The organism is Crocosphaera sp. Alani8, from assembly GCF_038442745.1.
In the GTDB taxonomy this organism is placed as follows: domain Bacteria; phylum Cyanobacteriota; class Cyanobacteriia; order Cyanobacteriales; family Microcystaceae; genus Crocosphaera.
On record NZ_JARVCN010000361.1, the window covers coordinates 1 to 25,877 of the forward strand.

Consider the following 25,877-nt stretch of genomic DNA (forward strand, 5'->3'; position numbering starts at 1 on the left):
ATCATTTTAAACAGATTTTTTCCAGGCTTTTTTCTAACATTCAACATTTCTGGGACACACCATCTGAAAGCCGTAGAGAATCGCCCCACATCCTCCCTCTTCAGGGGGACAATTTTTAGATGGGGATGGTGAAGTTCGTTTCCTCTTTTGTTCTTTAAACAGTTGTATTTCATCTTCAGTTATATCTTCAATGAAGCCGTGTTTTTCGACATTTCCAACTAAATCAATCACCATACAATCGGTTTTACCCGTTTCAGGGGATAATCGCAGTACACGACCTACCATTTGTGTATATAAGGATCTTGATAGTGTTTTGCGCCATAAAACAGCCACCTCAACTGCACCCACATCAAACCCTTCTGTTAAGGCCATACAAGAACACAACACCAGAATCTCACCTTTCGCTAATTGCTGGTAAATCTTACGTCGTTTTTTCAGTGGAGTACGCCCATCCACATGAGCCGCTGGGATACCTGCGCCCTTAAACGCTTCACAAATATGCTTTGAATGAGCGACATTAACCGCAAAAACAATGGTACGGCGACCCCTAGCTAACCGTTGCCAATGTTTTAACCCTTCGGCTATCATCTCAGGATGGTCATAAGCGATCGCTAAAGCTTTATCATTGTAATCCCCGTCAGAATCAATAGTAATCGTGCTATCGCCAGCTAAGTCAGCCCCAAAGTAAGAAGGTTTGACAAGAAATCCTTGATTGATTAAATCATTGGGCATGGGAGCGCAAACTAAGGATGAAAAAATGTCATTCATGTCCTCTTTTGGGTTTAATCGCCAAGGAGTTGCTGTAATTCCCAGATAGATGGCGAGGGGGTGAATTTTTACCATCATCTGTCTAATGAGAGAGGAGAATCCCGTAATATGGCATTCATCTAGAATGACCACCTCCACTGGCCAATCTTGCCACCAGTTACGGGATTCCATCGTTTGCACTGATGCTATCTGCACCAATGCCTTTTTATTTTCTGCCCATCCTGACTTGATAAAACCGCATTCTAAGCCAAAAAGAGCAAATTTTTCAGAGGTTTGCTGCACCAAAATATCCCGATGAACCACGAATAAGACTCGACGACCACGACGCACTGCATCAGAGACAATCTGAGACGAGATAATGGTCTTCCCTGCGCCTGTGGGGGCCACACCCAGGATACGACGATGCCCTTGCCGAATATTGCTATAAGTATCTTTGATGAACTGAGCCTGATAAGGTCGCAGTTGAATAATCGGGGGTTTTGTCCTGTTTTTCTCAGTGGTTGTTGCTATCATTTTATTTTTCTAGTTTCTATATTTATTAAGCCTATTAAGTCGCCGATTTTATCCAACTTTCTCCTACTTTGTGTGCTTGTTTTTTATCAGTAATAGAGGGAGTCTTTTCAGAATCTTCTCCAGTTTTCTTTGAGGGAAAAGTCCTTTCGACCAACTCATAGCGATATTTCAAATCTGAGCGATTTAAAGGGACTTGGGAACTTCGTTTTTCTAGCTTCGGTTTGAGATTATCCCACTGCTTAACGGTTCTTTTTTTCAGGTTTTTATATTGAGAGGATAAAGTTAAATTTTCTACTATGGGTATATAAGCTTCATTTTTACTTTGAAAACCAGGATTAATCATGATACACTTTCCTCTAGGCATGGTTAACATTTCGCCTGGTGTTATTAATTTTCTCGTCTGATTCTGTTCAGAAATACTGGTGGAGCCTCCTCCTTTACCACTACTTCTTGATTTTTGATTGTAAGTAATTTCTTTATCATCAAATAACTTAGAGAAAAACTCAGCCGATTCCGGGTCTTGAGGATTAAATATTAACTTAGTAGCACAAGCTCCTAATATGGCTCTTGCCCATCCTTTTCCATAAATCTCTTCTAATTGAACGATGTTTTGGAATCCCAATATAGTACATAATCCATCTTCTCTATTCTCGTTTAACCAGTTAACTAAACGGGGAAGATAAAGGGTTGGAACTTCATCTAAAAACAACATTAATGGGTCAACTCTATTTAAAACCACATTACGAGATACGATGAGGTCAAGAATCGTTGCTACTAAAGGAGCTAATACATCTCTTTTCTCTCTGTCTAGTCCGATTACTAAGAGTTTTTTCCCTGTTATTTCTAAGTCCACTGTCGTTTTGCCACAAAATGCTGGTAGGATTTGTGCTTTCATAAACCCCGTAAATAATCGGTTCGCTGTCGCTATAATTGAAGCCACAGTTTTTTCTGATTGAACCACCGAAATTAACTGTCCAAATGAAGCATAAACCCAAGGATTTACTTTTTCTTGATTAGACATTAATCTTTTAGTGAAATCCGGCAAGGATAATAAAGCCTGACAAGTCATTAAATCCCCCATTGATTCCCCTTGAGAATTTCTTATTCCTTTGGCTAACATTAAGATTGCTTCTACTAATTGATCCCCTGCTGGTCCAAAGAATTGATCTTCGCTATTTTGTCCTCCTTTCTTGAAATTTCGGTTCAATGTTTCAGCGAACTGTCTTGCCATTAACGAATCTTCTTCTGATTTAAGAAAGTCGAGGGGATTACACACCGATGATTCTGGGTATCCTGGGGCAAATATTTCTACTTTGTACCCTCGTTTAGCTGCATAACCTAACACTCGACTACACAGAGCAGGGTATTTAAAGTCCCAAATTAGACAGGGTAAATCTTGATCGATCGCCGAATAGATCATCGGCAACTGAGCGGAGTCTGTTTTCCCACAACCCGGACCCCCGATCACCGCCGTTCCTCTTTGCATATCCGGGAGAAACAGCACTTGCTTAGTTTTTGGACGACCAATGTACAACGCGACTTCGTTGTGTTCTTTGCCTTCAATTTGAGAGATGGCTGCTTTCTTGGCTGCTTCTTTTTCCGTTCGGGTTCCTAGTCTCCCTTTCGCTAATTTGCCCTTTGTGCCGTTATTCCCTGTGACACCTAACACCGCCAATAGAACTAAACACCCCACCACTGCTAGTCCTTCTGTTGATACGATCATATCTTTTAGCAGGTGAGTATAATCCGTACTTGGTTGTGTTGTGGTTGCTTCGGTAATAATTGTTTGTTCAACAGGTTGATTCTTCATTGTTTTAAATTCTGAGTAATTATTAATAGTTAGTCGTTCAGGTGTTATCGCTCCATTGCCATTTCTTTTTTAGGACTACTCCTTTCACTTGACCTCATCATTGCTGTTGTTTTATCTAGTTCTCTATCTATTGTTTTTAACTGTTTTAAATCATCTTTAGTTAAGTCTCCACTTAACTTTCCTTTCTCAAAACTTAGGATTTCACCTCTACGGTCTTTGGCTATAATTTTGAGGTCATTATTAGTTTTTTCAAACTTAAAAGTATTCCCTTCAAATACCTGACCTCCTTGGCCGTTATCTTGACCAAAGTTAGCCATAATCCTTGAAGTTGCCCCCAAAGCCGTAACATTATTAAGGTCACTTTGTACTTCCCGTTTTTGTTTTGGGTCCCGGACAATACTTTTCAATCTTTGTTTATTATTCTTAATTGTCTCTTTTCCCTGTTGTTTTAATTTTGCTAAATTTTGCTTTATTGATTGAGAAATATTACTCAAAGACTTGTTCAAACCTTGTTTAGTCTTCTCAAATAAATTAGGAACTTTTTTTAAGGGATCTAAAATATTAGTAGCTTTTTCTTTTGTTTGTGGAGATTGATTATTTATCACTACTATCACAGGCGATGACTTATTTTCGGCTGCTTTCACTTGCTCTATAACTTGAGAAAGCGTCTTGGGATCTATCCCTAATTGACTCAAAGATTTTTCTAAAGAGTTATCTGTATCTACACTCTGATTAGAGGTAGTATTATTCTCTTGAGTTTGTTCAGAGTTTTGTTCAGTCTCAGAAGTTTCTGATTCTATTTCTATGGGAATCGATACAGGACTTTGTTTTTTCTCCTTATTTTCCACGGTAGGTTTTGATTCTTTTTCTGATTCTATTTCTGTTTGAGGTGAAGTTTCTTCTTCTAGTTCTATCGGAATAGAAATCGGGACTTTTCCTTGTTTTTTTGCTTGATTACTTGATGACTGTTGAGAATTCATTTTTTCTTTTAGAGACTTTAATTCTTCTTCCACTTCTAGAGAAGCAAATTCTTTTTCTAGTTCACTCTCCTTTGTTTTCAACTGGATAGGGATATCAGTTTGTTTGTTTAAACTAACAACTGAAGAGTTTTCTTGACTGCTTATTGCTTGATTTTTAGGTTTCTCTTGAACTTTAACTTGAGTTTTATTTAAGAATTGAGATTGTTGTTTCTCTTGTGATAATTCATTCACTTTCACCACTCCATCTTTTAATTTAAACACTTCTTGCTCATTAAACTTAATCGTTAAGTTACGATTAAATCCTTCTGGAGCTTTCCCAACTTCTAAATCTAATGCTTTACTTAAATAACTTAAATCTTTTTGGGATACTCCTTTCAATTTATCTAAATTCTTATTAGTAGGCTCCCCTTTAAAGACCTGTTCTTTATCTAAATTAATTTGCACTTCTACAGGAGATTTTCCTGAATCTAAATCAATGTTAAGGTTTCCTTTATTCTCTTTATTTTTCTGACTCTTTTTGAGTCTATCTAATATCTTTTTGAGAATTTTAGACCCTTCTACAGCTATTTCATGAGGAACAGCTTGTAATTCTTCGGCTCCTTTTTTAGTTTCGTGAACTTGCTCGGATGAAATCATAGTTGATGTCGTTTGTTGTTGATTGTTTGTATGTAATTCTGTTGTCGTTGGCCAAGGTTTGCCAACGACTTCGGTTGGTTGCGATTCTATATGTTCTAGGAATGCAAACAATTGCTCATCTGTTAATTGCTGACGGGATTTCACACCATAGTTTTGCTGTAAATAGTCTCTCCCTTGCTCAGATGACCAACCGATGCGCTCCATCTCAACATTTATTTTGTTAATCAATTCATCCCATTCGACCCACTTTTGTGTCTCTAAATCTTTGGTTTTTTCTAGGTTCTCACTCGGTAAAAGAAAAGCCTCACCATCCCTGGTTTCAATGGCAACTACTTCTTGATTTCCTCTTAGGTAAGGGTTCCCTTTTACTGTTGCTTCCATTCCCGTTTCTAGGTTCTTAATACTACCTGGAATGTCCACTAATTTGACTTGATCCCCAATCCCCAGTTGCCTAGCAATTGATGCTGCTTCATGGATATCTGACAAGCTATAACCTGCATCCATTGCATCACTAAGGTCGTAGCCTTCCTTGACTTGTCCCTCATAAGGAACCGTTGCGCGCACCGATTTTTTCCCCACCTCCGATAAAGCATTGACCATCTTGGCTGCACCGTCCCTTCCTGCTTGATCTAGGTCATAGAAAACTGTTACCTTCTCCGTCGGGATAGCAGCTAATTGTTCAGATGGCGGAACTCCTGTGGCACCGGTGGTACAACAGGCAACGGCAATCTTCTCTCCCGATTTCCTCAGTTCTTCACTCAGTCGAATGGCATCCCAAGCCCCTTCTGTAAGATAAGTTTGCTCTGCACCTGGGGGATTATGTGTCACCCATACAGAAGCAGGTACACCATATTGACCCCATTTGGGCGTTCCTTTGGGCAGGTTCTCTTGAGCGAACCACGGAGCATACCTTTTCTTCCGATAGTGAGTTTGGGGATCTGTAGCATCTTGGTAAAAAATGGTAATGGCTTCGGGTCTTTCCATGCCATTTTTTCCCTTGTACGCCGAATCTAATCCTAAGTTGTATCGTTTAGCCATTTCGGGGGTAATTCCTCGTGACTCCAGATACGCCAGTGCCGTTGGATGCGAATGTAGCCTTTGCTGCGATTGTTCTACCTGGCGAACAGATACGGTTTTGATTACTGGCGTAGACGGTTTTGATTTAACTTCTACTTGGGGAGCAGTCTTTTTTAAATGCCCTGGTATCGGGCCACTACGAGGTAAACCCAAGGCTTCACGGATACTGCCGTAATTATGGTTTTTCTCATCTCGCCAACACTTGAAATAACCTGTATCTTTATCAATAGAAAGGTTTGTGTTATCTGGTTCTTTGCCTTCAGAGATACAGCAAGGACAAGCGGCGCGGTCATGAGTATCATTACTTGAGAGTATTTCGACATAAGCCCTAATATCGAAATCCTTATCCCTTTTTCGCGGTTTAACTTTGCTATCGATTGTTATGGCTGTCTTGTTTTCTTTTTCTCGGTTCTCCCCTGAAGCAATTTGCTGTTGTTCTGGGGTTAACTCAAGTCCTGCCATGTTTTGACAGATTTCTACATCACAAACCACTGGCACTTCTTTCAGGAATCTCTCTCCTGCAAATACCATGGTTTGGTTCAGTATTTCTCCCACTTTCTGGGCTTCTTCTAAGGGAACCTCAAGGACGATCTCATCGTGTCTCGCTGCGACTAATGAGGCTTTTGTCCCTTGCAACACTTCTGGCAAACTAGCCAAGGCTACTTTAGTTATATCGGCACTGGTTCCTTGAATAGCCGCGTTTAACGCTTCTGTCACTGGAGGCTCTTTCCCTTGCACTGCTTGCCACAGTCTTCTTCTTCCGGCTAACGTTTTCGTCTGGGGACTATCTTTGCCTTGCCATAACGGTTGCTCGGAGTCCCTTTTGAGACTTTGTTCCCATTGCTGAGTAAATTCTGCTTTGACGCGCCTCTCTCTTTCACCTATTTGGGGATATCCTTGGGTTATGGCTTGCTGATATTTTTTGGCTTCGTCTAAGGTGAATGTTACCCCATAAGACGATTTGGCGTATTGCACCAATCCTTGTGCTGTTTGACCATACACTCTCCCAAAATTGACGGGTTTGGCCGCTTTACGTTCTGCATCACTAATCTCTCCTTCTGGCTTCCCTGTCATCAATGAAGCTGTTAAACGGTGAGGATCTTTCCCTTCCTTAAAGGCAAAGATGAGTTTTGTGTCTCCTGCTATTTCTGCTAATACTCTCAGTTCTATCTGGGAATAATCGGCCTTGACAAACACACAGCCCTCTTTTGAGGGGATCACCCCTTCTGCTAAATCATGGGGAATATTTTGCGCTGCTGGGTTCGTCGCACTCATCCTCCCCGTAGCTGCTACGTTCTGGTTCCAAGTCGGATACACCTTCCCTTGACTATCGGCTTTCTCTAGTAGCCCCCCAATACCCCCTTTCCCCATACGATGATGGGCTGAGCGATGTTCTATTAGTTTCTCTAAAATTGGGTGTTCTTTACTTAATCCCTTAAGGACATCTTTCGAGAGACTATTCTCCAGGGGAACTCCGGCTTTTTTGAGTAACCTCAGTATTTCCTTTTTGTGCTTAGCCCCATTTGATGCCCAATCTACAGAGGCAATTGCTCCGGTTTCCTCTGGCAACTGTTGAGATAACCAAGCTTGGATTTCCGATGCGGTACTTGTTTTTACTTCTTCTAAGGCTTGTTGCTTTTGTCTAAGCAAGTCAGTATCTAAACGCAGCCCATTATTCTGCATCGAAGCTGTTGCCTTTGTCGCCTCAAATTCAATTTGAGCTACTTTTACGAGGTTTTCTTGCTTTAATTGTTGCCTTAAAGTTTCTCTTAAACGAAGTAAATCTACGGGGTCTACTTTTCTTTTTGCTTCCCCTAAATACCGTTCGGTAATCCCTGTATAACTATCGGATAATTTTAACCCTGCTGTTAATAATGAATCTGATAGTTTGACATCAAAAATTACTCCAATGGGTGAGCAGTTTCTCTGCTGTAATTTAGCCAATCCTTCCACTGCATCGTGGAAGACAAATATCTTGTCTTTGTCATTTTCAACTGCTTTTAAATCAGCGATTCGGGCAACAAATTTTTCCCCAGAGTCTATGGCAACTTCAGCACGTGCGTCGTTCAACCAACTCACTGCTATGACTTTGGCGGATTTTAATTTTTCTTGATTTGATTTAGTAAGTTGGTGAGCCGTTTTTGTCGGTGGCATAGTCTTAACCAATTGTTAGGTTCTATGCCAGCCAAAGAGATTTTTTCGAGGTTTATTTTTGATTTTGAAGGATTAGAAATAGCTTAAAGTTCTTGCGCCAGCCGTCTTCTAGCTATTTCTCAGATCTTGCACCTGATATTGAAAACCCGATTTTGACCTAAATGGCAACGAATTCAATAGGGTTTCAGCCCTTAAAAATCGGGTTTTGTGTACTTTTAAAGCTTGGTGCAAGATCTGAGTATTTCGTTTTTTCGTTCCATCGAACTATGGTAATCTGAGTTGTTAATCCGACTGAAAAGAGCTTCTCCTTTTTCATTTAAGAAGATATAAGCTAACTCTTCGTTGATATACATTGTCGAACTTTCAGGTATCAAATCCGTCGGCAAATAAATCTGAAAATCTATCACCCCATCTATCCAACGAAGGGAGTATTTTTCGTTCACATAAATCTCGAAGATGTTGACATCTATTTCACTGGGAAAGTCTGGGTAATCCTTGAATTTTTCTATTTCTTCTGCCAGATTTATGTCTTTTTGAAGTCTAGAAAATTCTTCGGCTGTAAATACTTGACTTTCATCAATATCGGGAGGCAAATTGTTCCTATCTATTACAGTTTCCATGTTTCAATTTCTATTAAATTGTCTAAAAGATTAAAAAAAGAACTTGTCTCAATACCAACTTTAAGTGAAAAGAAAGTTAGTGGTTATATCCTAACACAGTTATTAGAAAAAAGACAATTTTTATCGAGGTTTTATATTTTCTTAATTATTTTAGTTTTCTAACCAATATCCCACAATTAGTTAGTTCTTGGTTACCGATTCTTTTATTCATAGCTTCACAAATTAACCATCGATAATCGTTGCTTAAATTCCCGTTCTAAGGACTCTATTTTAGCTTCAAATTCAGTTTGTAAGGTTTCCACTTGGGCAATCAATTCTTTCACCAGAGCGGTTAGTGAAGGTTTAGTATTCCTTTGCTTTCTAGGTTTCCCCTGACCTTCACAAACTCCTTTTTCTAGGCTGTGCAACTTCCTTTCCAATCGCTGAATCTCATTACGTCTTGCGATCGCTTCTCTCATCTCCTTATAAGCTTTGCTAGTTTCAGACCCCAAATACTGAGCCATCTTCCCCTTGACCTTGCTTTTCTGGGGATTGTCGGGGTCGCTATCCCCAGGTTTCGGCACAGCTTTCATCAGACGGTAATAGGTGTACTTTTTACCGTTTTTCGTGATAGTGGAATAGCCGATCCAGGTGTTGGCTTCGGCTACTCTACCAGAGGCTTTTATTTGTGCGATCTTGGCTTTGATGGCGAGTTCTGGTGGCATGAAAAACAGGTTGATGAAGGTTATCTAAGCTCAATATTAGACCTTCACTAAACGTTTGTCAAGCGATCGCTTTCTTGTTCAAGGGGTTTTCACAGAATTTTCAGGGATTCGATCTAATTGCGTCAAAACGTACTCTTTACCGTTGAAACAATAGCGACTCCTAAAAATTTCGTCCTCACCTTTTTGGGGGCGATCGTTTAACCAAGTTTCAGCGTCAATCCCTCCCATCTCCAGACAAGCTGGGACTCCGTCTTTCATTTGACGAGAAACTTTGAAGAGTGGAGTATCCCCTTGTCGTTGAAAAAGCTTGCCCCAAACTTTTCGATATTCACCGTCTTTTTCGATATAGACGAAATAGGAACATCTTGCCGCCACTCCACATAAGGGTCGATGTATTTCTCTAGGACAGCGATCACGCTCACATCGTATCCCAGGCTCCACTAAATACAAAGGATATTTCTGTCCCATATATTGAACTTTTATCATCGAAAATCGACGGGGGTCTCCGAGCCAAGAATCATTAATGTTTTCTTCTTTAACTTGCTGACTTAATTCAATAGGAGCGACTTCGCCTGCATATTCCCATTGATTCTCGGTTTTAAAAGTTAGCTCTCCCGACCCTTGAGCAATCACGGCATCAATGGTTTGGCAGGATTGTAAGCCTAAGATTGTTGATGCTACAGCAATTTTTAAAAGCAGTTGTTTACACATTTTCTTACATTTTAGAAAGCTAACTCAGGTTTTTCAGTTAATACAGAATCAGGCAAATCAAGTCCTAACCGTCGTAAGGCATATAAGTCTTCTTGAAACAAGTACGTTTGCCAAGGACCTGGTTGGATTCCTTCTAAAATATAGGCTTTTAACTGTTCTTTACCCCCTAATCTTTCTAATTCAGATTGCCATTTTTCAAGTGCCATTTGTTGTGCCACAACTTTGGGAAGTACGTTCAACAAAGAGGAGAAAATTAACTCGGTTGATTGATCAATAGTATTTAGGTTTAGGCAACCAATTTCATCTACCGTAACAGCAAAACGTCCTCCCCTATAATAAGGTTCGGGATCATTTTCAAAAGGCGAATTTGTTTCATATAACATACGAATCACATAATAATCATTTCCTTGATATCTAATTGCCCCTTCAATTATTGGCTCACGATCAGGTTCTTTTCTATCCATAGGCAAACAAGGTAAAATTTCTTTTGGTATAGTTTTTTCTAACACTATCGTCTGCGCTTTAAGCTGTGTTTTTGTACTGATAAAAATACACGAAATACTAACTAAGCAAGCTAACAGTACATATTTTCCCAAGTTTTTATACTTCATAAGTTGTTCCTAAAAATTAATGAATTTTTCTGGATCTAAAGCTTTACCCCAAGGTCCTCCTAATCTAATCTCAAAGTGTAAATGAGGACCACTACCAATGCCTGTTTGTCCACTTAAAGCTATAACATCCCCTTGATTAACTTTCTGACCATTTTTAACCAGGGGTTTACTCAAGTGAGCATACCGAGTTGTATACTCACAATGTTTTATATCGACTGTTATGCCATAACCCCTATAGGTACTGGTGTAAGTAACTGTACCTCCATCAGACGCTCTTATCTTAGTGCCAATAGGGGTTCCAACATCTGTCCCTGCGTGACTTCGACTACAAGATCCTAATGGTCGACATTCTCCGAATCTACTTGTTCGTATGTATCCTGGAGAGGGATGAATAAATTTACCTGTACATTTTCCTTTTCGAGAACACTTTTTCTTAGATTCCTTTAAAAACTGCTGATATAATTTTCTAGCTCGAACAGCATAACCTTGGTTAAAACTACCTCTACCTGCATAATGCCACCCTCCGAGCATATATACAATGTCTTTTCCTCGATGTCCTTGATCAAAAGCTTTAGCCATCATTTTTTTAAAGTCTTCAAAAAATAACTTATCTTGCGCTTCTGGAGGAAAGTATTTTTTTATCGATTCTCGCAACTCTGCTTTAGAAATATTTTGAGCATAACTTCGGTCTAGAACCGAGCGTCCCTCACTTCCATAAAGAGCAACTACCTCCTCTCTATAAGTCATAAATTGGTATTTACCAAGCCCATGACCCCCAGGAATCGTGCAATTTATCCCACACGAAGCCCAGTCCCCAACAGCATAGTAGCCTCCACTTCCTTCACTTTCTATTTTAGCGATCGCCTCTTTCAAAGCCCCCATGTGAACACCCTTGTAAGTTTCACAATCGTCGGTTGAGCCAAAGTTTAGCTCGCTGACATCGGGAGAATAACCCTCTCCTTGAAAACCAGGAGGCAAATTATCAGCAATTTCAGGAGGGATAGACCCAACAGAGGGAACAGGTGGTAGATAATCAGGAACCTCAGCATCAACACCATCTACCCCCACGAAAACAAAGTCTTTTTCTTTGTGGGAGAACCAAGGGAAGGGTCCAATTATATAAGGAGTACAAGTTTTACCTGACCAAAAAATCTGGCCACAAATACGAAAATAGATACTAAAACTAGCAGTTCCGGTTGACTCGTTGGTATCAGTAAGAACGACTTTGAACATCTCCCCAAACGGGTGTCTTCCTGTGGGTTCTGAACCTCCGAACATGGAACCCAGAAGTCCTGAACCCCCTTTAACTCGTTGAGACTTACCCGAAATCCACTGTTTCCCATGTAGAGGACGAGTCGGGGAAGGGATAGCATCAGTTAACTCAATATGGGCGCAATTTTCTTGTTCACAAGGAACTTTAAACCCTTCTTGATAACTCCCTGAAATAGTATTAGTTCGATTCGCTTCTTTTTCCCCGAAAACGATATCTAGTTTCGCTAAAAACCCTCCTTGAGCTAAATCTAAAATAAAGCTAGCAATAGGAACATTGGCTAACCCTGGAATTTCACTTAAAAAAGAATCTTCCCAGTTGATAAAACTGCCAAACTTAGCATTTTCTAAATTGGGAATCGAAGTTAAATCATATTGAGTTAAATCTAATTCTTCAAGTTTTATGGTTCCAATATTTAACCTGTCACTTAATGAAGCTAAACTTCGCCTCCCTAACCTAACTGCTTTTTCAGGGGTGACACGAGTTTTAACTAAATCAAATAAGGGTATAACATCCCTTAAACGGTAAGATCCCAACAACGGAACAGCATCAACCAAATCCTCGATACTTTCCCTACCAAGAAGGCCAAAGTCAGCCAATCGCAGAAGCGATGAGTCCATCCCCGTATAACTAGCGATGTTATTAATCGTCCAGTTTTCTAAGTTAGAATTCGTCCGTAAATCGCCTAACTTTAAAATATTTTCAATAGGGGTTCCTACATCCCAAGAACGAGAGGGATCATATCCAAACTGACGAATTAAATCGTTGGGTTCTAACCCCAATTGCCCAGCCATTTCCGATAGATTAAAATGACCAGCACCCATTGAAGGGGGAATAGACGAAAAACTTAAATTTTCCCAATCTGGGTAGGTCACACCTTCATACGTCATGGTGGGAATCGTCGAACTTTGCTCAACAGTATAAAAGACATCTTCTTGGGCTGCAACTTGATGGGGTTGTATCCCAGTTAACCAGACTAAGGCGATTATTATTAGTAAAAAAAAGACAAAGATTCTTCTAAGCATCACACTAATCAGTTATGGTGCAAATTAATAACTATTTGAAAAACTCGTAAAACTTAATTTATTTTGACTTTAAATCTGTTTTTACATTTTCGACAACATCTATTCACAAACTCAAGAAAAACTATTCCTAGTAAAGCAATTTGGAACACAGTTGCTACATCTAAAACTTTTAAACTAGCTTCTTTGATTAACGGAGAATTTTCGGCTTTTATTTCGATAATATCTTGAATTTTATGACGGGATAATAAAATGATTTAACTCCTCACTTTTTTCTAAATTTTTTTAAAAAATATTGGTTTTTTTGATTCATTTTTGGCTTAATTATTGATTTAATTTATCTTCAAACAACAATTCTCTTTGCTTAGGATAAAATAGTTCGAGAATGGAATTATTAAGCGGTTCAGAAGTTGAGTAATTGCTTTCTAATTGCTGTCTAAACCGCTCGGTTTGTCCCATCGAAGAGAGACGAGCGAGAAACTGAGGGGACACCCCTGAGAGTCCCGCAGCTTCATCGAGTGTTCTTCCCGTAGATACTAATCTCAAGACATTATTAACTCTTGTTACGAGAACCATATTTCCTTGATTTGGGGAAATTAACCCTTCATTGAGGGCTTTAAGCATTCCCATTCTCAAACTTGTTATAGTGTCTGCACCCCCTAACCTTCCTGGAATGTTCCGAGTCGTTGGACTAGGTTTCGGTTGAGCAACGGTCACACCGTAATATTGGGGGTTGCCTTTGCCATAGGTTAATACAAACTGGTAACGATTCTTATTTGTTATGACCGTCAGTAAGGTTGAGGGGGATGTGGGTAAGTTCTCAAACTTAAGAGTGTTAATGCGTTTTAAATGGATTGATTGGGCATTGCCACTACTGATAGGGGCATCGAAATCCGTCGTTATTCTAGATGGGTCATCTAACCAGACTTTTTGGATATACTCTCCTGTTTTTGAAAAACTGATATTTAACCCTGAACCTGGCCAAACTTGTAGTCTTGGCAGAGAACCACTTTCTCCTGATGCGATCCCAGGAGCAATAGTACGGATGTCTTGAGAGTAAGCAGGAGTCATCACCAAGACGGCAAGAACAATAATCAGGGAAGAAAAAGTTGGTTTAAGCATGATTAGTTCTCCTCAAAAATGCGAATCGGTTGACGAACAATAAGCTCAATTTCGGTCTCTTGTTGTAGATGCCAAATAGTAGCCCTAGCAGTGGGAGAAAAATATTGGGGTTTTTGTTGTCGATATTTGCCATAGAGTTGTTGAATTTGATTAATTCGGTACATATCTTGGTAAGGGTTCCCAGAAGACCCACCACTGAGAATGGGTAAAGTCGCACCCAGAACATCAAGAACTAATCCTCCTCTATCGACTCCTGGTTGTTGTCCTGGTTGTTCTATCTTTTGAGCCATCAAAGGCATTCCCGAAACTTGTTTAATGGCCATCGCTCCTGGGGGAATAGGGATAGATCGGTAGCCAACTGCTGTAGGGAAATCAATACTGGTGACAGTAAGTAGAACTAAACCTGATGGTCTAGCTTGTTGCACCATTGCTGTTACTTCTGCTCCTGGTGGGATGATTTGCTTTCCCTGGTCATCCGTAATCCCTTGACTCAATTGAATTAGCACAGGCTCGAATTGAACTAAACTCGGATCATCCCATGCGATCGCCTCTCGTAAAACCCCTTGAATACGAGTGTTGGGAGGGATAACCGCTACATCTCGTTTCACGCCATTTAAGACCGGAGCCTCAAGAGATGGGTCAACCCTAGGAACTTGTCTGGTTTGTTGTGTTCTATGGGGGTTAAGTTGCTGTTGTCGGTCTTGATAACTGACTTGCTGATAAGGTTGGGGATCAGGTTCTCTATAAGATTGTTGATAAGGTTGCTGATAAGGTTGCTGATAAGGTTGCTGATAAGATTGTTGAGGAGCCAAAGCCATCACCATAGGGTCATCGGTTCCTGAATAAATAGGGTCGTAGGGTCCGGAGAGAATGGGGGGGGTAGCAGTATAATTCTGATTCTGTTTAGCATTGCCACCAAAACTACCTACTTGAGAAGCCGTTAACCAAGCGGTTTCAGGGTCAACCTTGGGTTGGCCAGAGGTATCAGCACTGACAGGAGTAGGAGTGGGAACTGGTGGTGGTGTTGGTTTGGGAGTCGGAGGGGTAACTCTTTGCACCGTTACCTGACGGGGTGGGGGTGGTGGTGTCTGTACCCGACGGGGTGGTGGGGGCGGTGGTGAAGAAGAAACCCGATTGCTTGTGGTAGTTGTTTTACGAGTTGGTGGTTGGACTTCTGGTGGTGAAGTTTTCTGCTTTTGTGAACTAGATTGAGCTTGCTGGTTGATTTTCTCAAGTTCTTTTTCTTGTTCTTTCATTGCTAGTTCAGCTTTAAGCTTACCTAGTTCTTCCCCATCTGAAGATAAGATATCACTGTTACTTTCTGGAAATAAGTTATTTTCTTCTTCTATTTGTTCACTTTCATTTCCCGTTTTTTCTTCATTTTCTTGTGAGTTACTCAGAGTGTGCCACCCAACCCCTCCAATGATGAGTAAAACAGCAACCCCAATACCTACTTTATTAAGAGATTGAGGCATAAAAGACATTCTTGAAACAGGAGCATCTGTATCAAGTTCTTCAGCAGGAACGAGAAAGTCCTCATCTTCTCCATCCTCAAAATTAATGGTTAATGTATTTTCCGCTGGTTCGTCTTGATTGAAACCAGCTAAAGCATTTAAGCGTTCTATACTCTCAGGGACATTTCCTTGAGTATTCATGTTTTCTGACATGGCTTATTCCTCTTGTAAATCCGTAATATTTTCTATTTCGAGTTGTGCCGAACGACTATTCCAAATCGCTTTTTGAATGGCCGTCGCTTGTTCATCAAGTAATAAGGGTGGTTGCTCAATGGCTTTTACGTAAAAGGTTTTGTTAAAAGGAATACCTTGACCCACTAACTTGCCTCTGTCAAATAACAGTAAATAGGCAATCATATCCACTTGCCAGTGACCCGGCTTTAATTCGATGGGGTCACGAATATGACTTATCTTTAGGAAACTATTGCCATATCCCCAAATATTTATCGGTAATTTATTAGTAAAAACCGCTAAATTTTCTAGAAAAGAAACCCGATAATTATCTTTTTCCGATAAACTAAAACTAGCGGACCATACTGGAGTTGTTACTATCAGTTCCTCTTCAGGATTGACTACAATTCCTGAATCTTTTTCTCCCTTAATTTTTCCTGACCAATTGTAAAGACTGGTTGCAGTTTGTCCGACAAACTTTTTAATCAATTCAGGCTCGCGATAAGTAGAAACCCCTGCTGTAACACTGATGGCTTGTCCCCCTTCTAATTGAACTAAAGTCGGAGCAGGACGCACTGCTAAGCGATATAAAACAATGGCAAAAAATCCTAAAATGGTAACAGTGACTAAGTGAATAATCAGAGAACTTAGAACAAATTTTGATAGTAATTTGTTCTCTTTAGGAATTAGTCTCGAATACTGTTCTTTTCCTGGTTTTTGCTCAGGCTCTTGTTCTTTTGAAAGAGTAGAATCATTCGTTTTTTTCTGGTTGGGTGAAGTTGTTAATTTAAACATATTCCCTCTCTACTAAATGAAACGACCTGCTACATTAAGACCAGTGCTAACCGTAGATTTGAGAGCATTAGCCATTCCTGTCCAAACGGCCATGCCGCCTCCTGCACTTAACGCTGAACTGAACACCGGCGCATAAAAGCCAAACACCATATATAAAGGCACATTATCCTCAGTGAAGGTAATATTATTAACCGTCGCTGCTGCGGTTAAACCGGCCATCATGTTGAAACTCAATTTGGCAAAACCAATGGAGAAAAAACCAATTGCCCAAGCAATGGCAACCCTCTCTCCTTTGGGTAACAAAGAACCCCCCACTGCCAAAGGCGCAGCTATGGTTGTTATCAATAAAGAAGCTTCTAAAAAGTGTTGATATCCTTGCATCCAGGCTGCCATTGAAGCATAAGTCGCCCCTTCTTTTCCTCGAAGTAACAGTTTAATCGCTTCATTAATTCCTGATGATAAACTATAAGTGGGGTCTACAATATTGTTTTCTGAAGTTACCCCTGCTTCAGAATAGACACGATCCAGTTCTTGTTCTGTGTAAGTAATATAATTTAGTAATCTTTCTCGCCAAGTTACGTTCGCTCCCCCTAAGTTTTGAATTTCTTGTTTGACAGTAGCCAGTTCTACTTGTAAACATTCGAGTTGCTCTTGCCCCATCATATACTCGCAATGCTTTAACCTTTCAGAAACTAACATTCGCATTCCACTAATTTCTTGTAATTCAGCAAATTGTTCCTCTAAACTGGCTCCTACTACAGCAAAATCTAATACTTGTTGATTGATATTATTAATTAAATTTCGACAATCTAAACAAAAATGCGCCAAGATTTTGCCATTATTTGATAGTAAAATTACTAGAATTAAAGGAATTATCAAGTTCAGAAAATACTCTTGATAGTTTTTTTCTAAAAGCATTTTCTGATAATGAAAAGCCAAAATAATTAAAGTTCCTGAAGCAGCAATTAATCCCACATAACACAAAATAGCAAATAGATATTGACCGGTTACTGCCCCAGAACCAATCAGAACTTGATCCCAAATATCTAACCATTCTTGTTTGATATTTTTGTTAGTTTCTACTGCCTGTTCAAATATTTCTAACATGATTTTCGATAATCCACTAATAACTAATAACTTATTTAAAACAGTCGCATTTGTGCCGTTCTTTGAATGACTTGATAGGCATCACTACTGGTGTCGAGGCGACGATCTCGGTTAGCCTGGTCTAAAGAACGAGAAATGTTACGAAGATTGAGATTAGACCAGGCGTTATCTTGGCGCATTTGCTGATTGGCTGAAACCAACGAACCAAGCAGCATTGTTTGAGACGCTTGCATCCCTACCATGTCTTTCATCACGTCTTGGGTTACGTTATGGGTTCGGGCTACATTAGCTGTGGCCAAAGTAGAGGCTACCGTGGTTTGGATATCTTGCTGTTCTTGTTTCATCTTGGCTTGTCCGACGTTCCCCAAAACTCCCAAAGAATTCATGAAAGTAGCAGCCCTTTCACCCATGTTTCCGTAATAATGTTTGACAATAGACGAGTTGGCTTCAAATAAATCAACCACACCACCATCATCAATGGCTGCTCGCATTCGCCACCGCAGTTCGGCTGGATCTGGTATGCCGGCTTCTCCAGTTGAGTCTTTGATGATGTCTCCAGTATTAGTGGGTTTTCTGCCTATAGGGGGTGCAGGGGGTAAATCCGGATTTTGGGGTATATTAGTCTCAATGGGGTGAACGGTATCTCCTGAACCATCCCCGATTATAATATCTTCGCTCCTGTTGCTATTGCTACTCCCAGAGCCTTGTCTTCTTCCTACAGTTCCCCCTCCCATGCACCAACCGGGTTCATAGACAAATGGTGCTGTCTGACCAGTGGATGGGGGGTTAAAACAGGGATCTATATTTCCTGTTACTGTCCCTAACATTACGTTCCACCAACCACCAATTTGAGAAGGAAACCCAATCAGCCGATGAACCAGATTCGCCATTTCTGTGGCATTATTAAACAAATTCGACAATGGACTGGTTAAATCTTGATAAATTCCTAGTAGTTGGTTAAATCCTCCATCAATCGTGCCAACTATCCCCCCTAATGTATTATTAATCCCATCTAGTTCCCCATTAATTCCGGATGTAATATCGTTAATCCCCGATGTAATATCTTCAAAGGTGATTGTTTGAGATGATTCTGGGTTAGTAGATGTGGGTGGGTTATAGGTATCATTGAGATACTGTTCTGGGTTGTTATTCGTTGCTGCTAAAACAGGAGATGACAGACTAATAACGAGAATTGTTGTGGTTAAACCGATTTTTTTCATGATTTTTCTTAGATTTCCAATAATTCACTGATAAGGAGGTGACTGATTTAAGCTGCTAATTCTTGCTCAAAGGCTGTTGGTAAATACTTGGTCGCTACAATATCCAATTTTTTACTTGACTGGATTGATTCGACTAAGGCATTAGAAAATAACGAAATCGCTTCAAATTTATCTGGATAAGCGTCCAAAAATTTTTGTCGCACCAGTTGTTCATCCGGGTTATTTGCTACCAAAGCCAATTGAACCGGAGCCGGATAATAACGACATACGCTTTTTGTTCCGCTATCATCAACTAACCAGTTGGTGTACATTCCATAAGCTTTAGGGTAAAAATTGGCACAAAGGGCGATTAACTCTTCGGGATACCCTAGAATTTCTATGAAACTCTTTATGGCTGAGGGTTGAATTCTGCCGATAATTCGAGTATTCAGATTCTGGAAAATTTGTTGTCCTGATGCTGAATTAAAAATTGTATTGGGATCTTGTGCCGAAAGCACAACTCTAACTCCTGATTTAGAACCATTAGAAATAATACTGGCGACTAAATCCACAATGGAAGGAAATTTGAATAAAATCGGACTCTCATCAATGAAAAAGATACTTAAGGGAAATTCCATTGCCCTCCGTAGCGCAGCCGCATAGGCCACCAAAGACAGAATCGCTGCATCTTCGTTGTCCGATACTTGTCGCAGTGCTAACACCATCAAAGACGCATTGGTGGGAACAGAGGATGGTTTAGAAATTGCCCCTCCGACTCGACTTTCTGTCCAGTATTGAAGCCTTAAGCTGATTTGCTCTAACGCCCTATCTAACAGGGAATTGGCTGTCCCAATGGCCACGGTTTTTTTTCGTCTTAGCTGGTCAAAATCTCCACCTTCTACTAAGTTGCGAAAATAAAGCAAAAAGTCACATAAGGTGGGCATATCCTCCCATTCAGATGACCCTAGTCCTGCTGATTCTGCTAACTCGTACCGTTCTTTTATGGTTGCATCTCTAAAAAAACGGTTCATTGTTTGATAAAGCAGGGTTTTTACGGTTTGGTTCAGTAATATGTCTCTACTTTCTCCAACTACCATCACCTGCAGGCAAGAAACAAGAAAATCTTTATAATCTTCAAACCTTTCCTCTTGTTTTTTGACACTTAATCGTTTTAAGTTAGGGCGGTCAAATAAGTTAACTGATTGCTCTCCAACGTTAAAATACGCTCCCCTCTCTCCCATAAATTCGGTATATGTTGTATACGTTGAGGAACCATCCGGTTTAGGATAGTCAATGGCCACCACAGGAATATTTCTCGGTAAGGCTTGGGTTAATATTCCCCCTACTAAAACACTTTTCCCGGAACGAGTTGTGCCAAACACCCCTAAATGCCGATGTTTATCGTTTCCTGTGTTAAATAGGTCAATATATAACGGGGTTCCTCCATCTTCCCCTATCAGTTCTAGTCCTTCGGTATCTTTACTATGGGTGGTGATCACTGGCAGAAATCCTGGCACTTCTCCACTGAGGTACATCATGCGTCTTCCTGTCAGTAACCCCCCTAATAGCTTTTCGTCCACTATGGGTAAGGTTTGTCGCCACATATCCCACGTGATATGTCTCTCTCTTAGAACCAACGCTGGTCGATGGAAACAATTTTCTATGTAACGACACGCTTCCTCTAAGTCTTCTAGATTTCTGCGTTTCACCAGAATTGTCGTGGCCACATAATAAGCTGTTTCTCCCATCAAGATTTTCTCTTGTGCTTGTTCTCCTGATGAGGCACTGAGCTTCGATGCAACATCGGCTTCATTCCGCTCGGCTAAATATCTCGCTTTCGACATCGACTGCTTGGTAACTTGAGACATTTTCCAAGCCACCCGTTTACTATTCCCCGGCTCGATTTGGGTAATAATCTCTGTATCTGTTACCAAGTCTTTTGCGACAATATCCCACAGATAATGCAATTGCGAGCGTTTGTTGGACCATCCTCCTGGTTTTTCCCAAAATGTTAGTATGCCTAAGTATTTTTCCCCCAACTTCACATATTCTCTTGCATACTTCGGTTCTGTTTCTAGTAATAGGGTGGTTGCGTGCATCTGGGAATTGATTTCTTCTACCAAGGGTTGGTCGGGGGAGACAATTAATTGCTGAGGCACTCCAATGGGACATTTCGTTTCATTGATTCGGCCCCATAAATACTCCCACAACTTTTGCGGACTCATCGGTGTTACTCTGAGTCCTAATTTATTTTCTAGAATTTGCTTCCAATGGATAAAACCGTCCCCCCATGCCCGTTTAAGGATGCGTTTAATCTGATTGGTTTGCACTCGCTTTGATTTATTCTGGAATTTTTGCCAGTTCTCGTTTAGTTTCTGCAAAGCAATATCTAACCAATCTTGATGCTTTTCCCCCTTACGAGTTTGATAGGTGCAAAAGATATTCAGAGATTTTGGCTCTCTTAATCCTTCACGGGCTAATTGCCTAATTCTTCCCCTTTCCCCTGCCAGTAAAAATTTTAGTTCATCTGAGGGGGCTGATTCGAGCAATTTTTCTAAATGTGCTTGACGATTAGCATCCGATTGATACGCCCCTAAGTGAAAGGTAATTCTTTCTCCTTGAGGTAAATCTTTCAACCCTACTTCTAAAGAATCAAACGTTTTCTCTAGTTTTCCATCACTCAGAAAACTATGTATTCCTGGTGTCGAAAAACCAAACACCAAACTAAATGGCGACTTTGGGTTTTTCTTCAGTAAATACGCTCCGACGTTCATCCCCCGATAGCGAAACGATACCATTGTTTGATAATGTACTGAATCTTCCCACGGATCTAGGGTTATTGTCTGTCTTTTTTTCTTTGGTTTGGCTGCGATCTCTTTCCTTGCTTTCATTGTTCAACTTTTTTACATTATTAATGAGTAGAAATTTCTTGCTCAATGAGAGACTCATAAAACACCCCACCCCGATAACTATTGGGAATTTTATTAATGCGACTGAAGAATAACCACGGTTTTTTCCCCAATAACACTAAAAAGATCCCTGTGGCAGTTGTCACTAATATCCCTGTTATTAACCAGGAAATTCCGATTAATTCTTTGAGATAGTAACCTGGTAGGCCAAATCCCACAAATACTAAGACTTGATATAAATCAAATGGCCCTGCTTTGGGCTGCAACGATAACGCTCGGTTAACTTGTCTAAATTCCGTAGCCATTTTTCTTATTTGGGAGAAAAGAGGTCTGGTCTGGGATAAGATCAGACCATCCTCACGTGATAACAAGATACGGGTAAGTTATTTATGCTCCAGGGACAATAACCACGCTCATCACATCAATGGCAAAGACTCCTAGCAAGGATACGATCATGGTTCTGGCCATTCCTGACATTTCTTGTCCTTGTTGTACATCTTGAAATGCACCCCAACCTGCAATTACGAGAAATAGAATATAGATTCCTCGCATTGTGTTGACAATCATATTGACCACATTGGCATAATTAGCATCCGTTCCTGTTGCGAACGAGCTAGTCAAAAAAGCTTGTACTCTCGTCAACAAAACTGCATGAGACGGTTCAGCCCACAAACTCAGCAGAATGGGTAAAGAAATAATTCCTAAGCCCCAAATCACGAACTTTCTATATTTCTTTAACTTGGGGTTTTGCTGCCATAAACAATAAGCACTCCCTAATCCTACAAATGTCCATAAATAAGGGGCTGTGCATACCAGTTGCAACACATATAGAACTATCAATGTTGCTACTAACAACTGTTCTTTTTTTCGTTGCGCTGCTATGACTTTTGGCTCTTTTACATTGCTTAACATTGTCTTTTTCCTCTACAATTAAAGGGTAATAAAAATTAATTTCAGTGGGCTACCCGTGGCGAACTGGTAGCTTTTTTCCTTTCAGTTTTGATTAATCTCTTGATAGTCTGAGTTACCAAGACTTTCTCGTGAGTAGAAACATCAACGATTGGCGAGCATTGATTTTCTTCTAGTTTTTGTTCTCTCTTTGGCTGGCTTTTTTTCCAGTCTCTATTTAGAAAAGACTGTCAATCCTCTAAGTTAACTATTGGAACTATTACACATTTGATTTTCTTTTGACAACCCTTTTTTCTACTCTTTATATTTTTTTTATCAAATGATAGCATTTGCTATCATTTGCTATCATTTGATAGCATTTTTTTGATAAGTCTCTTGACAGAAAGATTGGAAAATATAGATTGCAATCTGCAATCCGTTGACACAAGGTGCTATATTTGCCAGAAAAAACTAGACAATAGATAACTGTTTTGTTAGAATTACGACAACTTTTAAAAGCTTTTTGAAAAAGAAATATGAACGAAAAACCTCAAGTGAATATTCGTCTAACTCCTGAGTTAAAAAGAGAATTTGAGAGAAAATTAGAAGCAGGAGGATGGACTAAAAATAGTTTACTTTCTAAATTGATTGAAGATTTTGTTACTTCTCCTACTCTTGCGATGAATGAGCCTCAAAGCTATTCTCAAGCCACTCTTAATTCAACCCTTATCCGAAATATCCGTACTGAAATGGATTTTCTTTCTTTACAGGTCAAAGAGCAGAACCAGAGACTAGAAACGAAATTAGAGTCTCTTGAGCAAAAACTCGATTATTTATGTGAAGTTCTTGATGTCCAATCTCAATCCAGTAAAAAACAAAAATCTCAGTTGAAAATTGTTCAATAATCCACACAACTAAATTAAAATTCTTCTTCGCAATCTTCCAAAGTTTCTATCAGTAACTCCATTTTTTCCATTCCTTGATTAAGAAACTGCTCACATTGATTAATTTCTTCTACTGCTAGTTCAAACTGAGAAAATACTGTTTCTAGTGGTAAATCCCCTGATTCTATTTTCTGGATCATTTCTTCTACAGAGGAAATTGCTGTTTCGTAATTCCAATCGTTTTGTGGGGTAGTGGAGGGCATAACTACGACAAAATTTCGGTGACTTTTACTTTAATGGTTCCTTGGGGTAATTGTATCGTTAATTCTTGTCCTTCTATTAATTGTTCACTTTCTCGGATAATCTCTCCATCAGTTTGTTGGACTAATGAAAATCCTCGTTCTAAAACCCCATGAGGATCTAAAGCTTCCAATTTTTGCTTTAACATAACAGTTTTCATCTTCGCTTCTCTGAGTGAAGTGGCATTAACCGGAAGATTTTTCAGACGGTTTTTCAATGAGGCTAATTGATCTGATTCTTTTCTAAGCCTTTGCTTGAGACTAGCAACTAAGCGCTCTTTACGCTGTTGATGTTCTATTCGCAGCACTTCATAAGAGGGGACGGCCATTTCTGCTGCTGCGGTTGGGGTATGAGCGTTAACATCGGCCACTAAATCAGCTAAAGTTTCGTCTCGTTGGTGGCCAATCCCCGTAATGATTGGAATAGAGGATTCTGCGATCGCTCTGACAACCCTTTCGTCATTAAAACAGAACAAATCTTCGACGGCTCCCCCTCCCCTGGCTAAGATAATTACTTCTGCTCGTCTATCATTATTCACTCGTTCGATGGCCTTGACGATAGATGATGCAGCTTCAAAACCTTGAACTGTTGCAGGGGAAAATAATACTTTTATTCCTGGATTTCTTTGGCTTAATGTTTTTTGGATATCTCCCCACGCTGCTGCGGTTGCTGCGCTCACTACTGCGATTACTTGAGGAAATGAGGGGAGCGTTCGCTTGAGATGCTTATCAAATAATCCTTCACTTGCAAGTCGGCTTTTTAGTTGTTGATACCGTAGTGCCTGTAGTCCTTCCCCTGTCGCCAACACTTGGAATACCGTTAATTGATATTCTCCTTTTTTCCCATAAAGGCGCACATTTCCTTTAACTAAAATCTCTGTCCCCAACTTGGGTAATTCAAGTAATCGCTCTTTTTGCCCGTTCCAAACCACACATTTTATTGTTGCTTGACCTTGATTATCAGTTAGGGTAAAAAAAATTCCCACTCGGTGAACATGGAGACTCGATACTTCCCCTGTGACCCACACTTGAATTAATTGGGGATCTTCTTCTAGTAGTAACTTTATATATTCTGTTAATCCTCTTACTGATAAGGCTGTTTCTATCTTTTCAATCATTATCACTCAAGATTGATTGCAAAAAAGAAATTATTTCTTGGCTTGCTTGATCACTGGAGACGGGATCGAATCGATAGCCATCATCTCGCATAAACGTATGATTAGCAACGTATTCTCTAATTGTATGTTTGACTTTCCCTTTTTCTAAGGCTTGCTTAATTGTATTTCTCCCTTCCTCTGGAACATGGGGGTCTAAACTCCCAAAAATTAATAATAAATCTCCTTTAATTTCAGAAAATCTTGTTAAGGTATCGGCTTTTTCTCTTCCCAATTTACCACTATGAATTCCTGTAGGATAAACACACACTGAAGCTTTAACTAGGGGATTCAATGCAGCCCTACACGCCAAATGTCCTCCAATACAAAACCCCATTGCACCTATTTTTTGAGAAGTCACCTCATCATATTGACTCAAAAACTCAATTACAGCATTAGCATCGGTGTCAAACTCTGATGTCGAGGTTTTTCTAGCGGCTTCGTTCCCTTGAATCTTTCCTATCTCCGTAGGTTCAATCACTGTCCCTATGGGTAACTGACGGTGGTAGATTTCTGGGGCCGCCACCACAAAACCGTATCCGGCTAAATGATCCGCTAAACGAGTTATGGGAGAACCTAGTTGATAAATATCACTGTAGAATAAAATCCCTGGATATTTTCCAACTTTGTCGGGACTAACGAGGTAAATTCTCATCGCATTATCATCTACGAGGAGATTAATGTTTTGTCGTTTGACTTGCATAGTGAAACATAGTTCGGTTTTGTCGCTATTATCTTAGCTAATCTGCTAACTTAAGCACACATTTTGTCGAAAATCCTTAGTGTCTCTTCTTCATGAAGAGTTAGACGAAGCGGATCTATTCTTGTCAACGATTCTCGTAGTTGCTTAATTCTTCTCATTATATTTTCCTCCAATTTCGGCTTATTCGCCAACAACAACAGGGCCGGATTATGACTCCAGCGATCGCCGATATGGGAGTAAATCATGGTGGTCTTGG

The 25,877-nt window shown here is 40.0% G+C and carries 20 protein-coding genes and 1 pseudogene; 1 reads left to right on the plus strand and 20 read right to left on the minus strand.

The annotated features are described in order from the left end of the window. Positions 1–33 precede the first annotated feature (33 nt). From P9B04_RS18400 to P9B04_RS18475, 16 genes are all read right to left on the minus strand, one after another. Complete coding sequence (locus P9B04_RS18400; RefSeq protein WP_342056432.1) at positions 34–1,281, minus strand: DEAD/DEAH box helicase; 1,248 nt, start codon at positions 1,279–1,281, stop codon at positions 34–36. Between the two features lie 34 nt (positions 1,282–1,315). Next, positions 1,316–3,091: a type IV secretory system conjugative DNA transfer family protein gene (locus P9B04_RS18405; RefSeq protein WP_342056433.1), complete on the minus strand. Its 1,776-nt coding sequence runs from the start codon at positions 3,089–3,091 to the stop codon at positions 1,316–1,318. Between the two features lie 44 nt (positions 3,092–3,135). Beyond that, positions 3,136–7,938 carry a DNA polymerase gene (locus P9B04_RS18410; protein ID WP_342056434.1) on the minus strand — a complete coding sequence of 1,601 codons (4,803 nt, stop codon included), beginning with the start codon at positions 7,936–7,938 and terminating at the stop codon, positions 3,136–3,138. Between the two features lie 215 nt (positions 7,939–8,153). Then, positions 8,154–8,558, minus strand: coding sequence for a hypothetical protein (locus P9B04_RS18415; RefSeq protein ID WP_342056435.1), 405 nt, complete (start codon positions 8,556–8,558; stop codon positions 8,154–8,156). Between the two features lie 215 nt (positions 8,559–8,773). Then, the gene (locus P9B04_RS18420; protein ID WP_342056436.1) at positions 8,774–9,262 is read right to left on the minus strand and encodes a transposase; all 489 of its coding nucleotides are present in this window, start codon (positions 9,260–9,262) and stop codon (positions 8,774–8,776) included. 78 nt (positions 9,263–9,340) lie between these two features. Next, positions 9,341–9,973, minus strand: coding sequence for a hypothetical protein (locus P9B04_RS18425; RefSeq protein ID WP_342056437.1), 633 nt, complete (start codon positions 9,971–9,973; stop codon positions 9,341–9,343). An 11-nt stretch (positions 9,974–9,984) separates the two neighbouring features. Then, positions 9,985–10,584 carry a hypothetical protein gene (locus P9B04_RS18430; protein WP_342056438.1) on the minus strand — a complete coding sequence of 200 codons (600 nt, stop codon included), beginning with the start codon at positions 10,582–10,584 and terminating at the stop codon, positions 9,985–9,987. A 9-nt stretch (positions 10,585–10,593) separates the two neighbouring features. Then, entirely contained in the window at positions 10,594–12,879 is a 2,286-nt protein-coding gene (locus P9B04_RS18435; protein ID WP_342056439.1) for a M23 family metallopeptidase, read from the minus strand. Positions 12,880–13,200: 321 nt separating this feature from the next. Beyond that, entirely contained in the window at positions 13,201–13,998 is a 798-nt protein-coding gene (locus P9B04_RS18440; protein ID WP_342056440.1) for a hypothetical protein, read from the minus strand. A gap of 2 nt (positions 13,999–14,000) precedes the next feature. Further along, on the minus strand, positions 14,001–15,665 hold the full coding sequence (locus tag P9B04_RS18445) for a hypothetical protein (RefSeq protein WP_342056441.1): 1,665 nt from the start codon (positions 15,663–15,665) through the stop codon (positions 14,001–14,003). Between the two features lie 3 nt (positions 15,666–15,668). Beyond that, positions 15,669–16,478 carry a hypothetical protein gene (locus P9B04_RS18450; RefSeq protein ID WP_342056442.1) on the minus strand — a complete coding sequence of 270 codons (810 nt, stop codon included), beginning with the start codon at positions 16,476–16,478 and terminating at the stop codon, positions 15,669–15,671. A 12-nt stretch (positions 16,479–16,490) separates the two neighbouring features. Then, on the minus strand, positions 16,491–17,585 hold the full coding sequence (locus tag P9B04_RS18455; protein WP_342056443.1) for a hypothetical protein: 1,095 nt from the start codon (positions 17,583–17,585) through the stop codon (positions 16,491–16,493). Positions 17,586–17,620: 35 nt separating this feature from the next. Beyond that, positions 17,621–18,805 carry a hypothetical protein gene (locus tag P9B04_RS18460; protein WP_342056444.1) on the minus strand — a complete coding sequence of 395 codons (1,185 nt, stop codon included), beginning with the start codon at positions 18,803–18,805 and terminating at the stop codon, positions 17,621–17,623. A 47-nt stretch (positions 18,806–18,852) separates the two neighbouring features. Next, the gene (locus tag P9B04_RS18465) at positions 18,853–21,675 is read right to left on the minus strand and encodes a hypothetical protein (protein WP_342056445.1); all 2,823 of its coding nucleotides are present in this window, start codon (positions 21,673–21,675) and stop codon (positions 18,853–18,855) included. Between the two features lie 20 nt (positions 21,676–21,695). Further along, the gene (locus P9B04_RS18470) at positions 21,696–21,998 is read right to left on the minus strand and encodes a hypothetical protein (protein WP_342056446.1); all 303 of its coding nucleotides are present in this window, start codon (positions 21,996–21,998) and stop codon (positions 21,696–21,698) included. An 82-nt stretch (positions 21,999–22,080) separates the two neighbouring features. Further along, positions 22,081–22,605 carry a hypothetical protein gene (locus tag P9B04_RS18475; RefSeq protein ID WP_342056447.1) on the minus strand — a complete coding sequence of 175 codons (525 nt, stop codon included), beginning with the start codon at positions 22,603–22,605 and terminating at the stop codon, positions 22,081–22,083. A 512-nt stretch (positions 22,606–23,117) separates the two neighbouring features. Here P9B04_RS18475 and P9B04_RS18480 point away from each other — a divergent pair. Further along, complete coding sequence (locus tag P9B04_RS18480) at positions 23,118–23,486, plus strand: hypothetical protein (protein WP_342056448.1); 369 nt, start codon at positions 23,118–23,120, stop codon at positions 23,484–23,486. Between the two features lie 14 nt (positions 23,487–23,500). Here the strand turns inward: P9B04_RS18480 and xseB are convergent, their stop codons facing one another. The 4 genes and pseudogenes from xseB to P9B04_RS18500 form a co-directional block, all read right to left on the minus strand. Next, positions 23,501–23,728 (minus strand): exodeoxyribonuclease VII small subunit, encoded by a 228-nt coding sequence (gene xseB / locus P9B04_RS18485; protein ID WP_342056449.1) that lies wholly within the window; start codon positions 23,726–23,728, stop codon positions 23,501–23,503. A gap of 2 nt (positions 23,729–23,730) precedes the next feature. Then, a complete protein-coding gene (xseA, locus tag P9B04_RS18490; RefSeq protein ID WP_342056450.1) occupies positions 23,731–24,882 on the minus strand; it encodes an exodeoxyribonuclease VII large subunit in 1,152 nt (383 codons plus the stop codon). Beyond that, entirely contained in the window at positions 24,875–25,621 is a 747-nt protein-coding gene (locus tag P9B04_RS18495) for a dienelactone hydrolase family protein (RefSeq protein ID WP_342056451.1), read from the minus strand. The genes xseA and P9B04_RS18495 overlap by 8 nt, the downstream gene beginning before the upstream one ends. A 50-nt stretch (positions 25,622–25,671) precedes the next feature. Continuing rightward, positions 25,672–25,877, minus strand: a pseudogene (locus P9B04_RS18500) (tyrosine-type recombinase/integrase); the annotation flags it as partial.

Bases quoted from the DNA above. Each gene is read 5' to 3' on its own strand.
- P9B04_RS18440 (WP_342056440.1), bottom strand. From the start codon at position 13,998: ATGCTTAAACCAACTTTTTCTTCCCTGATTATTGTTCTTGCCGTCTTG.
- P9B04_RS18465 (WP_342056445.1), bottom strand. From the start codon at position 21,675: ATGAAAGCAAGGAAAGAGATCGCAGCCAAACCAAAGAAAAAAAGACAG.
- P9B04_RS18420 (WP_342056436.1), bottom strand. From the start codon at position 9,262: ATGCCACCAGAACTCGCCATCAAAGCCAAGATCGCACAAATAAAAGCC.
- P9B04_RS18470 (WP_342056446.1), bottom strand. From the start codon at position 21,998: ATGGCTACGGAATTTAGACAAGTTAACCGAGCGTTATCGTTGCAGCCC.
- P9B04_RS18400 (WP_342056432.1), bottom strand. From the start codon at position 1,281: ATGATAGCAACAACCACTGAGAAAAACAGGACAAAACCCCCGATTATT.
- P9B04_RS18460 (WP_342056444.1), bottom strand. From the start codon at position 18,805: ATGAAAAAAATCGGTTTAACCACAACAATTCTCGTTATTAGTCTGTCA.
- P9B04_RS18455 (WP_342056443.1), bottom strand. From the start codon at position 17,585: ATGTTAGAAATATTTGAACAGGCAGTAGAAACTAACAAAAATATCAAA.
- xseB (WP_342056449.1), bottom strand. From the start codon at position 23,728: ATGCCCTCCACTACCCCACAAAACGATTGGAATTACGAAACAGCAATT.
- P9B04_RS18410 (WP_342056434.1), bottom strand. From the start codon at position 7,938: ATGCCACCGACAAAAACGGCTCACCAACTTACTAAATCAAATCAAGAA.
- P9B04_RS18450 (WP_342056442.1), bottom strand. From the start codon at position 16,478: ATGTTTAAATTAACAACTTCACCCAACCAGAAAAAAACGAATGATTCT.
- P9B04_RS18480 (WP_342056448.1), top strand. From the start codon at position 23,118: ATGAACGAAAAACCTCAAGTGAATATTCGTCTAACTCCTGAGTTAAAA.
- P9B04_RS18425 (WP_342056437.1), bottom strand. From the start codon at position 9,973: ATGTGTAAACAACTGCTTTTAAAAATTGCTGTAGCATCAACAATCTTA.
- P9B04_RS18435 (WP_342056439.1), bottom strand. From the start codon at position 12,879: ATGCTTAGAAGAATCTTTGTCTTTTTTTTACTAATAATAATCGCCTTA.
- P9B04_RS18415 (WP_342056435.1), bottom strand. From the start codon at position 8,558: ATGGAAACTGTAATAGATAGGAACAATTTGCCTCCCGATATTGATGAA.
- P9B04_RS18405 (WP_342056433.1), bottom strand. From the start codon at position 3,091: ATGAAGAATCAACCTGTTGAACAAACAATTATTACCGAAGCAACCACA.
- P9B04_RS18430 (WP_342056438.1), bottom strand. From the start codon at position 10,584: ATGAAGTATAAAAACTTGGGAAAATATGTACTGTTAGCTTGCTTAGTT.
- P9B04_RS18475 (WP_342056447.1), bottom strand. From the start codon at position 22,605: ATGTTAAGCAATGTAAAAGAGCCAAAAGTCATAGCAGCGCAACGAAAA.
- xseA (WP_342056450.1), bottom strand. From the start codon at position 24,882: ATGATTGAAAAGATAGAAACAGCCTTATCAGTAAGAGGATTAACAGAA.
- P9B04_RS18445 (WP_342056441.1), bottom strand. From the start codon at position 15,665: ATGTCAGAAAACATGAATACTCAAGGAAATGTCCCTGAGAGTATAGAA.
- P9B04_RS18495 (WP_342056451.1), bottom strand. From the start codon at position 25,621: ATGCAAGTCAAACGACAAAACATTAATCTCCTCGTAGATGATAATGCG.